12 protein-coding genes are annotated in these 13,187 nt (G+C 62.3%); 10 read left to right on the top strand and 2 right to left on the bottom strand.

Translation table 11 applies throughout. The features are described from left to right. Positions 1 to 16: 16 nt before the first annotated feature. Positions 17 to 1,699, top strand: a complete 1,683-nt coding sequence (locus AB6809_RS00150; protein ID WP_310032280.1) for a methyl-accepting chemotaxis protein — start codon at positions 17 to 19, stop codon at positions 1,697 to 1,699. 54 nt (positions 1,700 to 1,753) lie between these two features. Here AB6809_RS00150 and AB6809_RS00145 read toward each other — a convergent pair whose 3' ends face one another. Beyond that, on the bottom strand, positions 1,754 to 2,653 hold the full coding sequence (locus AB6809_RS00145; protein ID WP_006049736.1) for an NAD(P)-dependent oxidoreductase: 900 nt from the start codon (positions 2,651 to 2,653) through the stop codon (positions 1,754 to 1,756). A 244-nt stretch (positions 2,654 to 2,897) separates the two neighbouring features. Between AB6809_RS00145 and AB6809_RS00140 the strand changes: the two genes are divergently transcribed. The 4 genes from AB6809_RS00140 to AB6809_RS00125 are packed head-to-tail and all read left to right on the top strand — an operon-like array spanning position 2,898 to position 7,102. After that, a complete protein-coding gene (locus AB6809_RS00140) occupies positions 2,898 to 3,899 on the top strand; it encodes an ABC transporter permease (protein ID WP_081653049.1) in 1,002 nt (333 codons plus the stop codon). A 57-nt stretch (positions 3,900 to 3,956) separates the two neighbouring features. After that, on the top strand, positions 3,957 to 4,898 hold the full coding sequence (locus tag AB6809_RS00135; RefSeq protein WP_006049734.1) for a sugar-binding protein: 942 nt from the start codon (positions 3,957 to 3,959) through the stop codon (positions 4,896 to 4,898). After that, positions 4,898 to 6,415, top strand: a complete 1,518-nt coding sequence (locus AB6809_RS00130) for a sugar ABC transporter ATP-binding protein (protein WP_029970301.1) — start codon at positions 4,898 to 4,900, stop codon at positions 6,413 to 6,415. The genes AB6809_RS00135 and AB6809_RS00130 overlap by 1 nt, the downstream gene beginning before the upstream one ends. 30 nt (positions 6,416 to 6,445) lie before the next feature. Next, positions 6,446 to 7,102 (top strand): aspartate/glutamate racemase family protein, encoded by a 657-nt coding sequence (locus tag AB6809_RS00125; RefSeq protein ID WP_029970302.1) that lies wholly within the window; start codon positions 6,446 to 6,448, stop codon positions 7,100 to 7,102. Here the strand turns inward: AB6809_RS00125 and AB6809_RS00120 are convergent. Beyond that, positions 7,077 to 7,841 (bottom strand): Crp/Fnr family transcriptional regulator, encoded by a 765-nt coding sequence (locus tag AB6809_RS00120; RefSeq protein ID WP_029970303.1) that lies wholly within the window; start codon positions 7,839 to 7,841, stop codon positions 7,077 to 7,079. The two genes, AB6809_RS00125 and AB6809_RS00120, sit on opposite strands and share 26 nt — an antisense overlap. 360 nt (positions 7,842 to 8,201) lie before the next feature. Between AB6809_RS00120 and AB6809_RS00115 the strand changes: the two genes are divergently transcribed. From AB6809_RS00115 to AB6809_RS00095, 5 genes are all read left to right on the top strand, one after another. After that, positions 8,202 to 8,897 (top strand): GntR family transcriptional regulator, encoded by a 696-nt coding sequence (locus AB6809_RS00115; protein ID WP_307259724.1) that lies wholly within the window; start codon positions 8,202 to 8,204, stop codon positions 8,895 to 8,897. A gap of 49 nt (positions 8,898 to 8,946) precedes the next feature. Further along, on the top strand, positions 8,947 to 10,215 hold the full coding sequence (mtnK, locus tag AB6809_RS00110; RefSeq protein WP_029970306.1) for an S-methyl-5-thioribose kinase: 1,269 nt from the start codon (positions 8,947 to 8,949) through the stop codon (positions 10,213 to 10,215). 16 nt (positions 10,216 to 10,231) lie between these two features. Then, positions 10,232 to 11,311: an S-methyl-5-thioribose-1-phosphate isomerase gene (mtnA, locus tag AB6809_RS00105; protein ID WP_029970307.1), complete on the top strand. Its 1,080-nt coding sequence runs from the start codon at positions 10,232 to 10,234 to the stop codon at positions 11,309 to 11,311. Next, positions 11,308 to 11,979 carry an L-fuculose-phosphate aldolase gene (locus AB6809_RS00100; RefSeq protein WP_029970309.1) on the top strand — a complete coding sequence of 224 codons (672 nt, stop codon included), beginning with the start codon at positions 11,308 to 11,310 and terminating at the stop codon, positions 11,977 to 11,979. The genes mtnA and AB6809_RS00100 overlap by 4 nt, the downstream gene beginning before the upstream one ends. A gap of 64 nt (positions 11,980 to 12,043) precedes the next feature. Then, complete coding sequence (locus AB6809_RS00095; RefSeq protein ID WP_006049726.1) at positions 12,044 to 13,153, top strand: sugar ABC transporter substrate-binding protein; 1,110 nt, start codon at positions 12,044 to 12,046, stop codon at positions 13,151 to 13,153. Positions 13,154 to 13,187 lie beyond the last annotated feature (34 nt).

The following is a 13,187-nucleotide window of genomic DNA, read 5'->3' as shown; positions in this document are numbered from 1 at the left end:
AGCAGAGGTTCGCATCATGCTGTCCCTTTCCAACGCTTCCAACGCCTCCACCACATCCACCGCCGACATGGCCACACCGTTCTCCGAACCGGACCCGGTTAGCCGCGCCGATGCGTTCGGCGCGACAGATCGTACAGCCGCACCGGCCGGGCTGCGCAAGGCGATTTCGTTGCAGCAGCGCATTGCATTGACGATGACGTTGCTCGCCGCGCTGATGATTGCCATCGGCGTGCTCGGACTGGCGGGCGCATGGCGCGCGAACCAGGCGACGCGCGATACCTATGAGAACAAGCTGACGGCTGCCGTCCACATTGGTAACGCCGAGCTGCTGATGGCGCGTACCCGCCTCGTGCTCGGCGGTGCAATGGCCGCGACGGACACTGCGCGCGCGGGGGAGCAGATTCGCCATGCCGCCGACTTCCTCAAGCAATCGGACGAACAGTGGCGCAGCTTCTTGAACGAGCCGCACGAAGCGGGCGAAGCGTCTCTTATCGACGCCGCGGGGCAGCGCCGCGACGCAATGCGTGTCGCGATGCGAGCATTCCTCGACGCGCTCGAGTCAGGTGACCGGTCGACTGCGCAGCGGATCGGCGTATCGCAGTTGAGCACGCTGTTCAATGACATGAGCGGCGCGAACGACACGCTCAAACGCTCGCTGTATGCGAATGCCAAACGCAGCTACGACGACGCGGAACACTACTTCGAGCTTTTCTTTGCGGGATCGACGGCGATGCTTGCGTTCGGCGTCGCCGCGGCGGCGTTTAGCTGGCTGGCGCTGCGCCGTGCGATCGTTGCGCCGCTTCGCGACGCGCTTGCGCACTTCGACGCGATCGCGGCCGGAGATCTGAGCCGCACGGTTGCCCGTCACCGCGCCGATGAAATGGGACAACTGCTCGACGGACTGCATCAGATGCAGGCGCGGCTCGCGCAAACGGTAACGGCGGTGCGCGACAGTTGCGAATCGATCGGTACGGCCGTTGGCGAGATTGCTGCCGGCACGCTGGATCTGTCCGCGCGGACGGAAGAACAGGCGGCGTCGCTCGAGCAGACCGCCGCGAGCATGAGCGGTCTGACGGAGACGGTGCGCCGCAATGCGACGCGGGCGCAGCAAGCATATGGCGTCGCGCAGGAGGCGGCCTCGGCCGCGAACCAGGGCAACGATGCCGTCGAAGAAGTGAGCAAGACCATGGCGCGCATCGACGCCAGTTCGAGGAAGATCGCGGACATCACGGGAATCATCAAGGGCATCGCGTTCCAGACCAATATCCTCGCCTTGAACGCTGCGGTGGAAGCGGCGCGGGCCGGCGTGCATGGACGGGGCTTTGCCGTCGTCGCCGCCGAGGTGCGCTCTCTCGCGCAGCATGCGTCGACGGCTGCGAAGGACATTGGCGTGCTGGTGGCGGATTCCGTCGGCGCGGCGGCGGATGGCTCGACGCTCGTGACACATGCGGAGGGCGCGATCCGGGCCGTGCTCGACGCAGCCGGACGCTTTCGCGAAGTAATGAGCGAGATGACTGCCGCGGCCGAGGAGCAGCGCGTCGGCATCGAGCAGGTCGACGCCGCACTGACCATGATGGATTCGATCACGCAGCAGAATGCGGCGCTCGTCGAGCAGGCGAGCGCATGCGCCCAGTTACTCGACGAGCAGTCCCGGCAGTTGAGCCGGCAAGTCGCGGTGTTTCGCATCGGCGCCGCATAGCGATGCCGGTGCGGTGCGGCCTTGCCTCAGCGCACGGCTCTTACGATTTACGACCTACGACTGTGACGACACCTGCTCGCGCCACCGATACGCCTGCTGCCATCCAAGCAAACGCTTGAGCTTCTCGTTACTCAGCAAGGTCTCGAACTCGCCGAGCGGTTTTTTGACCGGCACATTCGGGTAGTAGGTCTTCAGCAGTTCGGCAACCGGGCGGTCCGAAGAGACGTCGTCGGCGGCGACATTCATCACCGTATAGCCCAGCCCGTCTTTTTCAATGCCGAGACGGCAGGCCGCCGCGAGATCGCGGCCGTCGATATAACTCCATGCGATGCGCTTTCTCAACGCAGGGTCCTTCAGCCAGACGGGGAATTTCCGGTAGTCCTCGGGATCGAGTACGTTGCCGATACGGAAGCAGTAAATGTCCGAGCCCGTGCGCGCATGAAACGCCTTGGCCGTCACTTCATTAATGACCTTCGACGTGGCGTAGCTGTCCATCGGGTCCACCGGGTACTCCTCGTCGAGCGGAAAATACGCCGGGTCGCGATGGCGATGCGCGAACACCACGCCGTATGTCGTCTCGCTGGAAGCCACGATAACCTTCCTGATGCCGAGCTTCGCCGCCGCGTCCAGCACGTTGTAAGTGCCCATCACGTTGATGCGGAACACCTCGTTGTCGGTCGTGACGAGAATGCGCGGAATCGCCGCGAAATGCACGACCGCATCAATCGGCTTGGGCTCGATGTCGTCGTCGAATTCCTTCGCCGTTGTAGTGGATGCGAACGCATTGAATACCTGTCCCGCATCGGTGATGTCGGTGATCAGGGTTCGCGCCGTGCCTTTGGCCATCGGTACGCGGTCCACATTGAGCACTTCATAGCCGTGCGCCACCAGATCCTCGACCACCCATTTGCCGGCAAGTCCGCTGCCGCCCGTCACTATCACTCGCTTGGTCATGCCTTGTCTCCTTTACAGTTCATAAAGCCGTCCGGTTTTGCCGCGCCGTTGATCACACCACCCGCATCCTAACGCCGCGCCTCGCGCGAATGCTGTGACGCGCGTCATAGGCACGGGGCCTTTCATCGCGCTATCCGCAGGCAATCTACGGGTGAATCCCGATACGGATCTATGACGGGCGTCACAGATTTCCGCGGGCCGGCGCTTCTATGATCTGTTCCGGGCTTGTAAAGAGGAGCGATCGGTGACCGCAATATCGTCGAAGAAGGAACCCCAGCCTGCGCCGTCGCGTACCGCGGAACGGATCAAGGCGTGTCTGCGGATACGCGAGCTGAACGTGCTGTCGGTGCTGCTGCTGGTCGGCTTGCTGATCAGCGTCTTCTCGCCGTACTTCCTCACGACCAACAACCTGATGGGCGTGTTCCGCTCGTTTTCGCTGATCGCGCTGATGTCGATCGGCATGATGCTCGTGATCATTACAGGCGGCATCGACCTGTCGGTGGGCTCGGTCATGGGCTTATCGTCGCTCGTCACCGCGCTCGCCTTCCAGCACGGTTACAGCGCGCCGGTGGCGATCGGCGCGGGGCTCGGCGTGGGACTTGCCGTCGGCGCGTTCAACGGCTTCATGATCACGTGGATACAACTGCCGCCTTTCATCGCGACGCTGGGCACGCTGTCGATCGGCCGCGGCCTCATGTACATCGTCACCAAAGGCGTGCCCGTCACGCCCGACGTGCCCGACAGTTTCACCTTCATCGGTCAGGGCTATATCGGTTTCGTGCCCTTTCCGGTCGTCGTTCTTCTGGCGATGACAGCCGTCTTTTCCATCGTCATGCGGCAGACGCGCTTCGGCCGTCATGTCTATGCGACGGGCGGCAACGAAGTGGCCGCGCGCCTGTCCGGCGTGCGCACGGCCCGCGTCAAGTTCTCGGTCTATGTGCTGTCCGGACTGATCGCGTCGATGGCGGGCGTCATCGCGTTCTCGCGCTTCGTATCGGCGGAGCCGGCCTCCGGCTTCGGCGCCGAACTCGACGTGATCGCGGCGGCTGCCATCGGCGGCGCAAGCCTGTCGGGCGGCGCGGGCAGCGTGGAAGGCGCCATCATCGGCGCGGCGCTCGCGGGAATCATCACGAACGGCGTGGTGCTGCTCAATATCGATACCTATGCGCAGCAGGCCATCACCGGCTGCGTGATTCTGATTGCCGTCAGCATCGACATCTGGCGCGTGCGCCGCAAGGAACGCTAGAAACACTAGAAACACGAGTCATACCGAGTGCCGCGAACATAACATCAGGAGACACGCATGAAACTCACGCAACGTATTACCGCGGGCGCATTGGTCGCGCTGGCCGCATCGGTCGGGACAACGGCTCACGCGAAGGACGCTAAAGATATTTCGGTGGCCGTCATTCCCAAAGTCGCCGTGCCGTTCTTCGACGACTGCAACAAGGGTGCGAAAACGGCGGCCGACAAAGCCGGCGTGAAATACCAATGGGTGGTGCCGCAAAACACCCAGGGCTCCACGCAGGTACAGATCATCGAAGATCTGATTTCAAGGCACGTGGATGGCATTGCGATATCTGTCAATGAGCCGAAGTCGGTCGAGAGCGTGATGAAGCGCGCGGAGCAAAGCGGCATCAAGGTGCTGACGTACGATTCGGATTCGCCGAAAAGCGGCCGGTCCATGTATATCGGCACGAACAACGAACAGGCGGGCGCCACCATGGCCGAGACAATGGGCAAGGCGCTCAATGGTCAGGGTGAAGTCGCGATCATCACGGGGCAGCTCGGCGCGGTCAATCTGAACGAACGCATTGCCGGCATCAAGAAGGGCCTGGCGAAGTATCCGGGCATCAAGGTGGTCGAGACGCAAGGCACCGACGACGACCTGGCGCGCGGCGTGTCGGTCGTCGAAACCACGCTGCGCGCGCACCCGAACCTCAAGGGCATTTTCGGCGTGAGCCAGGTCGGCGGGCCGGCGGTCGCGAAAGTGCTCAACACGCGGGAGTTCGGCGCGATGAAGGGCAAGCTCGAAGTGCTCGCCTTCGACGATCTTCCGGACACGCTCAAAGGTCTCAAGGACGGCTACATTCAGGGCATCATGGTCCAGCGCCCGGTGACGATGGGCTCGCTCGCGGTCGACCATCTCGTCGCGCAGATCCAGGGCCAGGAGGGCCAGCCGAAGGACATCGACACGGGCGTGACCGTGGTCACGAAGGACAACATGACCAGCTATACGAAGTGATGAGCCCCGTGACAGGCGTTCCGTTTCTGGAGATGCGCAACATCTCCAGAACCTTCCCCGGCGTCAAGGCGCTCGATCGCGTGAATCTCGAGATCCGCGCGGGCGAAGTGCTCGCGCTTGCCGGCGAGAACGGCGCCGGCAAAAGCACGTTGATGAAGATACTTACCGGTATCTATGCGCCCGACGCAGGCGGCACGATTCTCATCGAAGGGCAGGAAGTCACGCTGGCCGACAGCCATCACGCTCGCGCGCTCGGCGTGAACATCATTTACCAGGAACTGGCGGTCGTCGGCAATCTCACCGTCGGCGAGAACATCTTTCTCGCGAGGGAACCGCGCACGCGGCTCGGGCTGATCGACCGTCCGCGCATGTATCGCGAGGCGCGCGAGGTGCTGGCCACCATCGACATGGATATCGATCCCGCCACGCGCGTCAGCGAACTGAGTGTCGGACAGCAGCAGATGATCGAGATCGCCAAGGCTTTGTGTGCGCAGTCCAGGGCCATAATCATGGACGAGCCGACAGCGTCGCTCAGTCATCACGAAACGGGCGTACTGCTGGGGATCGTCAAGCGCTTGCGCGAACGGAACATCGCCGTGGTGTATATCTCGCATCGTCTGGAGGAGATCTTCGAACTCGCGGATCGCGTGACCGTGCTGCGCGACGGACGCACGGTCGGCACGGCGCCGATTGCCGAGATGACCCGCGAGACGCTCGTGCGCATGATGGTGGCGCGCGAGTTGAGCGAACTCTACGGCGAGCCGGATTCTCATGCGAGCGGGGAGGCCGTGCTCGAAGTGCAGGCGCTGTCGCTCAAACCGGTCAGAGGGGCGGCGCCCCGCATTCGCGACGTGAGCTTCACGCTGCATCGCGGCGAAGTGCTTGGCATTGCCGGCCTGGTCGGTTCCGGGCGCACCGAAATAATGGAAATGATCTTCGGCATGCGGGCATGCACGGGATCGATCAGGATCGACGGCAAGCCGGTGGAGATCCGCAATCCGCACGATGCGATCAGAGCCGGCATGGGCTTCGTTACCGAAGACCGCAAGGCCCAGGGGCTCGTGCTCGGCATGAGCGTGCGCGAGAATTTCAGCCTCACGCATCTCGAGCGCTATTCGCCGTTCCAGTTCGTCCGGCATGCACGTGAACGCGAGAGCTGTCAGCATTTCGTGCGCATGCTGGGCATCAAGACGCCGGGCGTGGAGCAGAAGGTCGTCAACCTGAGCGGCGGTAATCAGCAGAAGATCGTGATCGCCAAGTGGGTCGCGCGCAGTCCGAAAGTGCTGATCGTCGACGAGCCCACGCGCGGGATCGACGTGGGAGCCAAGGCGGAGGTGCACGCGCTGATTGCGAGGCTCGCGGCCGAGGGCATTGGCGTGATCGTCATCTCTTCCGATCTTCTCGAAGTACTTGCCGTGAGCGACCGGATTCTGACGGTGCGTGAAGGCCGCATCAGCGGCGAATTGAGCAGGGCGGAAGCATCGCAGGAAAAGGTGATGGCACTCGCCACCGCCTGAAAATCATTCAACGAAGTAACGGACACGAACATGACCACGATCGTCGTTATACATACCGGCCCAGTCACGGTCGACCCGCTCAAGGCGCAATTCGCCGCGCAACTCGCCGATGCGCGGGTCGTCAATATCGTCGACGACAGCCTGCTTGCCGATGTGCGTTCGGCGGGACACCTGACGCCCGAAGTAACGCGCCGCCTTTATAGCTATATGGCGAACGCGGAAGCGCTCGGCGCGGACATCATTCTCAACGCGTGCTCGTCGGTGGGCGAGGCGACCGACCTGCTGCGCGGCATGATCCGCACGCCAATCGTCAAGGTGGACGAAGCGATGGCTGACGAGGCCTGCGCGCTCGGACCGCGAATCGGCGTGGTCGCTACCGTGTCCACGACGCTGGAGCCCACGGTGCGCCTCATTCGCAGGAAGGCTGTCGAGCGCGGCGTTGAGATCGAGGTGACGGAATGCATCGCGCAAGGCGCATTCGAAGCGCTGCTTGCTGGCGACGCCGCGAAGCACGACGACATCCTCAAACGCGCGATTATCGAGCTTGCCGGACAGGTGGATGTGATCGTGCTCGCGCAAGTCTCCATGGCGCGCCTCGTGCCGTCGCTCGGCTCGCTGCCGGTGCCGGTGCTGTCGAGTCCGCAGAGCGGCGTGGCGTCGGTCAAGCGCGCATTAGCGGCGCTCTGAACTCGCGCGGCGCCTGGCTTGCGCTTGCCGGTACGGCCGTAAAGCTGGGCGCTCTTGTGATGTAGCGCGTGACGAACGCAGGCGTCAGCACGATCTTGCGCTCGTGCATGTCGACGAAGCCTTCCGCCTTCAGGTCGCTGAAGTGCCGGTTGACGGATTCGCGCGACGTGCCGATGAATTCCGCCAGCTTGTCCTGTGCGATCGGCAAGTCGATCAGGATGGTATCGCCGTGCTCCGGGTGCTCGTGGGCCGCACCGACCTGGCCGGCGAACATGACGAGGATGTTGACGAGCCGCTTTCTGACATCGTGCAGCGAGAGATTCTCGATCAACTGCTGTGCTTCCTGCCAGCGCAGATAGTGATTGCGCAGCACGAACTGATTGATGACGTCGTAACGCGCGAGCAGTTCCTTGAAATCGGCCTTGCGGATATAGCAGACCATGCTCGGCGTCAGCGCCTGCGCGTGATGGGAATAGTTCTCTTCGTTGAGCACGTCGCCGTCGCCGAAAATCATGCCCGCCTTCACGAACGCAAGCGTGATTTCCTGGCCGTCCTCGGTCAGACGGTAGAGCCTTACGCTGCCGCTCTTGAGCAGGTACACGTGCTCGCTCGATTCGTCCGGCCGATAGATCACGGTGTTCTTACGCAGCGTGCGATGGTCGCTAAAGGCAGGCATGACCTCGTCGAGGCAATGACATTCGATCAAAGAGAGCAGTTCGCTCTTGCCGACAAACCACATTGTCGTCTCCTTAAATTTGCCTTGCGAATGCAGCGCCCATTCAGGCGTTTGTAATAGCGCGGCGTTGTGCGATTCATTCTACACATCGACCATAAAAACGCGCTCGGCACAGCGCGTTCAGCACTTTGCAAGGCGTCGCCGCGCAAGCCGGATTTTGCGCAACGCAGCGCGGCGAGAAGCGTGCATCGACAAGGATGAGCGTCTGGACTTGCTGCGCGTGCGACGCAATTCGCGGCTCGTGAAAGGTGGCAGACGCGAGAAAAAACCAAGGGAAACTCCCTACAAAAACATCAGATGTCTGATGTATATTGGGCGCAGTGACGAGCGAGAGACAACATGCGCCTGAGCGTAGAGCGATCGATGAGCGACAAGATCCAGGAGTCGCTGCTGACCATGATTCGTGAGCGCAAGCTCAAGCCGGGTGACCAGATTCCTACTGAGCTGGAGCTCTGCGAACTGCTTGGCGTCGGCCGTTCGAGTTTGCGCGAAGCAGTGGCGCAAATGATCTCGCATGGACTGCTTTCACGGATTCAGGGGCGCGGCACCTTCATCAGACAAATTTCGTTGAAGCTGCAAGGCGGCCTCGATGATCTGATGTCTGTAACTGACATGATCAGGAGCGTGGGCGCCGTACCTTCCACGAGCCGTATTCAGATGGACAGCATTGCCGCATCGGAGAGTCTTGCCGAGAAGCTTGGAATCGCGCCGGGCGACAGTTGCATCCGCATCGAACGGGTGCGCCGCGCCGACGACGCAATTGCCGCTTACTGCATCGACACGATTCCGAAGGCGCTTTTCGACGAGGCGCAGGGTGAGTTGGGCGAATCGCTATTCGGCATGTTCGCGCGGACTGGCCGGCGTTTGTCGCATACGCACACGTCGATACAGCCCACTATTCTCACGCCGCGCGATCTGCCCGAGTTGGGCGATGGTTTCGGCATGTTTCTGCTGCTGGACGAAGTGGATTTCGATCAGAGCGGCGAGCCGCTTTGCTATAGCAACGACTACTACAACACGAGCATCTTCAAGTTCGACCTGGTGCGCAAGCGTCGCTAAAGACGTCTTTGGTCGATGAGCGCCGGAAGCAACATCGGAGGAGGCACCGATGGAGTTTGAAGCCTTTACCGCAAGCGAGCTCGCAGCGTATCTCGGCGCCATTCCCAAGGTGCGCGCGCTGCTCGGCGAGCCGGACGATCTGGACGTCGCCGAAGTCGGCGACGGCAATCTGAATTATGTGTACTTCGTGACGAATGCGAAGGCGCCGCAGCGCAGCGTCGTGGTCAAGCAGGCTCCGCCCTTTTTGCGGCTGGTCGGCAAGACGTGGCCGCTGTCGTGTCAGCGCATGGAGCACGAAGTCGCGGCCCTGCGCCGCTTCGGCGCGCTTTGCCCGCAGCATGTGCCCAAGGTGTATCACGCCGACAGCCAGCGTTTTCTGATGGTCATGCAACGGCTCGCGTCGCATTGCATTTTGCGGCAAGGGCTGATGAGCGGCATGACCTATCCGAAGCTCGCGGCGCATCTGTCCACCTATCTCGCGCACACGCTCTTTCATGGCTCGGATCTCTTCCTTGCGCCCGACATCAAAAAGCAGGCGGTGAGCGCAGCCGTCAATGTCGAACTGTGCAGGATCACTGAAGATCTGGTGTTCACGTTTCCTTTCGAAGATCATCCGTCGAATATTTATAGCCCCGCCTTGCCGCTATCCGCGCTCGAACGTTTGAGAACGAACGAAGCGTTGCGCATTGCCGCGGGCGACATGAAGTGGGCATTCATGAACCGCGCGGAGACCTTGCTGCACGGCGATCTGCATACCGGCTCGATCATGGTCAACGAGGACGAGACGTTCGTGATCGATCCGGAGTTCGCTTTCTACGGGCCGATGGGTTTCGACATCGGCGCGGTGCTGGCCAATCTCCTTCTGGCCTATTTCTCGCGCGACTGGCATGGCCGTGCTGACGGAGGCGACCCGGCGGCTTACGAGGAATGGCTGCTGGCTCAGGTGATCGGCATATGGAACGGCTTTAGCGAGCAGTTCGTTGCGCTGTGGCGCGATCACGAAAGCCGCAGCGAGCGCCGCTTTATCGGCGGACAGGGGCAGACACGCGCGCTCGAAGGCTATTGCGCGCATTTCATGCGCCGCCTGCTTGCCGATACGCTCGGTTTTGCCGGCTGCAAGATGATCCGCCGCATCGTCGGCATGGCGAAGGTCGCCGACATCACGCGCATACCGGATGCGCAGGCGCGGGCGCGAATCGAAGTGCGTTGCCTGCGCTGCGCCGAAGCCTTGCTCGTCGAACGCGAGACGCTCACCGACATCGAGCAGGTCGCCATGCTCGCGCGCGAGATTCGCCGCGAGACGCCTGTACACGTTTAACGCACACGGAGCTTTCATGGTTGCGCAGTCCCTGTTCCCCGCGCTGGCCCCTACGATCGAATGGCGCGACGGCGATCTTCTGCTGCTCGATCAGACTCGCCTGCCGCATGAGATCGTCGTGGAGCATGTCGCCGATGCAGCCGCGGTATGGCGAGCCATTCACGAATTGCGGGTGCGCGGCGCGCCGGCCATCGGCGTCGCGGCGGCGTATGGACTATGCGTCGCTGTTCAGGATGCCCGCGCATTGCCGCTCGCGCAGTTTCGGGCGGAACTCGAACGGCGCGCACGCTGGCTCGACACCGCGCGTCCCACTGCCGTCAATCTGAGCTGGAGCCTCAGACGCATGCTGCAACGTGCGCTCACGTGCGGCGCAAGCGATACCGCTGCGCTTTACGCTGCGCTCGTCGACGAGGCGCAGCAGATCCACGCGGAAGACCAGGCGCTGTGCGAAGGCATCGGCCGTCATGGCATGCCGCTCATCGGACAGGGCAGCGGCGTGCTCACACATTGCAACGCGGGGGCGCTTGCCACGACTGGCCTCGGCACTGCAACCGCGCCGATTTACGCAGCGCATCGCGAAGGCGTGACCTTCAAGGTATTCGCGGACGAAACGCGGCCGCTGCTGCAAGGCGCGCGTCTCACCGCGTTCGAATTGCAGCAGGCGGGCGTCGACGTGACGCTGATCATGGACAGCGCGGCCGCTTCGATCATGTCGCAGGGACTCGTGGACCTGGTGATCGTCGGCACCGACCGCGTGGCGGCCAACGGCGACTTTGCCAACAAGATCGGCACGCTCGGGGTTGCCATTGCAGCGAAGCATTACGGCATACCGTTCTACGTGGCGTGCCCGTCGTCGACGCTGGACTTTCGCACGCCGAGCGGCGCGCAGATCGAAATCGAGGAGCGTTGCGACGAAGAGGTCACGCATATCGCGGGACAACGCACGGCGGCGCCGGGCATCAAGGTCCGCAATCCCGCATTCGATGTGACGCCGCAAGAACTCGTCACGGGTTTCATTACTGAACGCGGCATCGTGAGGGCGCCGTTCGAACGATCGCTCGGCAGTCTCTTTCCTGCGGCAGGGAACGCGGCATGAGTGCGGCAACGGAGCGCGCGTTGCGCCGGGACATCGTCGAGACCTCGCTCGAGATGGAGCGGCTCGGCATCAACCAGGGCACTTCGGGCAACGTGAGCGCGCGCCTCGGCGATGGTTTTCTGATCACACCGAGCGGCGTGCCGGCGCGCGAGCTGCGCGAAGACAGCATCGTGTGGCTATCGCTCGACGTGGCCGACGACGCGGACGTGCTGCGCGACAAGCGTCCGTCGTCCGAATGGCGCATTCATCGCGACATTCTTCGCGCGCGGCAGGAGATGCATGCGGTCGTGCATACGCATTCGATCGCGGCCACGGCGATGGCAATTCATGGACGCGACATTCCGGCGCTGCATTACATGGTGGCGGCAGCGGGCGGCGATTCGATTCGCTGCGCGCCATACGCGCTGTTCGGCACACAGTTGCTTTCGGATCATGCGCTCACGGCGTTGCAGGACCGCCGCGCGTGCCTGCTTGCGCATCATGGCGTGGTCGCGCTGGGTGTCGATCTGGCGCGCGCCGTCTGGCTCGCGCACGAAGTGGAAGTGCTGGCACGGCAGTATCTGCTCGCGTGTCAACTGGGAGCGCCGCCGCTTCTGTCGGGTGAGCAGATGGACGAGGTGCTCGAAAAGTTCAAGACGTATGGCAGGCGCAAGGAAGCCAAGCATTAGCACGCTTGCTTGAAGGAAGTGGTCGTTCGCATCGCAGTGAAGAAATCCTACAACGGAGACAGCTATGGCCTGGAGTTCAGCAAGATTCGACGGATGGGACGTATTGGGTAAATCGACCTGCGCGGTGTTGCTGTGTGCGGCAGCCGCGCTTGCCGGGTGTTCGAAAAGCGACAACAGTTCGACCAGCAGCAGCTCGACCGGCAGCGCGAGTGAAGCCGCGAGCGCGCCGGCGAGCGCGCCCGTGGCGAACGCAGCGGGCGGCAAGACGAAGATCGGCTTCTCGGTCTCTACGCTCAACAATGCGTTCTTTGTCGGCCTCAAGGCGGGCGTGGAGAAGGGCGCCAAGGAGCAAGGCTTCGATCTCGTGCAGACGAATGCGAACGGCGACGCGCAGCAGCAGGTCAACGACGCCATCAATCTTCTGAGCCAGGGCGTGACAGCACTGGTACTCAATCCGATCGATTCGAAGGCCATCATTCCCGCTGTCGAAAAAGCCAATGCGATGAACATTCCGGTGTTCACGCTGGATCGTGGTTCGGATGGCGGCAAGGTCACGTCTTTTGTTGCATCCGATAACGTTGCGCTAGGACAGACGGCCGCCAAATGGATCGCCGACCAGTTGACGAAGCGTTACGGCTCGGCGAAAGGCAACGTGGTCGATCTGATCGGGCTCGTGGGCACGACGGCCGCCACCGATCGCGAGAAGGGCTTTAGCGACGAGATCGCGAAGTATCCCGACATCAAGGTGGTCGCGCGTCAGGAAGGCGCATTCGATCAGGAGAAGTCGCTCAACGCGATGACCAATATCCTGCAGAAGTATCCTCAGATCGACGCGGTGTTCGGCGCTAACGACGACAACACCGTCGGCGCGGAAAAGGCCATCGACAATGCGGGCCGCTACAAGCCGCTCGACGACAAGCAGCACATTCTCGTGATCGGCGCGGACGGCACGGCGCAGGCACTGTCGGCGATTCGCGCGGGCAAGCAGGACGCGACCATTTCGCAGAACCCGATTCAGATGGCCGCCAAGTCGCTGCAATTCGTCGCGGATTACACCGCGAAAAAGGACGTGCCGGCGAACTATGCGTGGCCGACCCTGCTGATCGACAAGTCCAATATCGATTCGGATGCGACGAAGAAATATGGGCTGTGGTCCGAGGAAGTCAAACAGTAAGACGGATCGCGGGCTGCGTTGCAGCGAACAGTGC

Origin of the sequence: Paraburkholderia sp. RCC_158, from assembly GCF_041355255.1 — a bacterium.
GTDB classification, from domain to species: domain Bacteria; phylum Pseudomonadota; class Gammaproteobacteria; order Burkholderiales; family Burkholderiaceae; genus Paraburkholderia; species Paraburkholderia graminis.
This window is presented reverse-complemented; position numbering and strand designations above follow the sequence as displayed.

Excerpts from the sequence above, each read along its gene's own strand:
- AB6809_RS00150 (WP_310032280.1), top strand. The coding sequence starts at position 17 with ATGCTGTCCCTTTCCAACGCTTCCAACGCCTCCACCACATCCACCGCC.
- AB6809_RS00145 (WP_006049736.1), bottom strand. The coding sequence starts at position 2,653 with ATGACCAAGCGAGTGATAGTGACGGGCGGCAGCGGACTTGCCGGCAAA.
- AB6809_RS00135 (WP_006049734.1), top strand. The coding sequence starts at position 3,957 with ATGAAACTCACGCAACGTATTACCGCGGGCGCATTGGTCGCGCTGGCC.
- AB6809_RS00130 (WP_029970301.1), top strand. The coding sequence starts at position 4,898 with ATGAGCCCCGTGACAGGCGTTCCGTTTCTGGAGATGCGCAACATCTCC.
- AB6809_RS00125 (WP_029970302.1), top strand. The coding sequence starts at position 6,446 with ATGACCACGATCGTCGTTATACATACCGGCCCAGTCACGGTCGACCCG.
- AB6809_RS00120 (WP_029970303.1), bottom strand. The coding sequence starts at position 7,841 with ATGTGGTTTGTCGGCAAGAGCGAACTGCTCTCTTTGATCGAATGTCAT.
- AB6809_RS00115 (WP_307259724.1), top strand. The coding sequence starts at position 8,202 with ATGAGCGACAAGATCCAGGAGTCGCTGCTGACCATGATTCGTGAGCGC.
- mtnK (WP_029970306.1), top strand. The coding sequence starts at position 8,947 with ATGGAGTTTGAAGCCTTTACCGCAAGCGAGCTCGCAGCGTATCTCGGC.
- mtnA (WP_029970307.1), top strand. The coding sequence starts at position 10,232 with ATGGTTGCGCAGTCCCTGTTCCCCGCGCTGGCCCCTACGATCGAATGG.
- AB6809_RS00100 (WP_029970309.1), top strand. The coding sequence starts at position 11,308 with ATGAGTGCGGCAACGGAGCGCGCGTTGCGCCGGGACATCGTCGAGACC.
- AB6809_RS00095 (WP_006049726.1), top strand. The coding sequence starts at position 12,044 with ATGGCCTGGAGTTCAGCAAGATTCGACGGATGGGACGTATTGGGTAAA.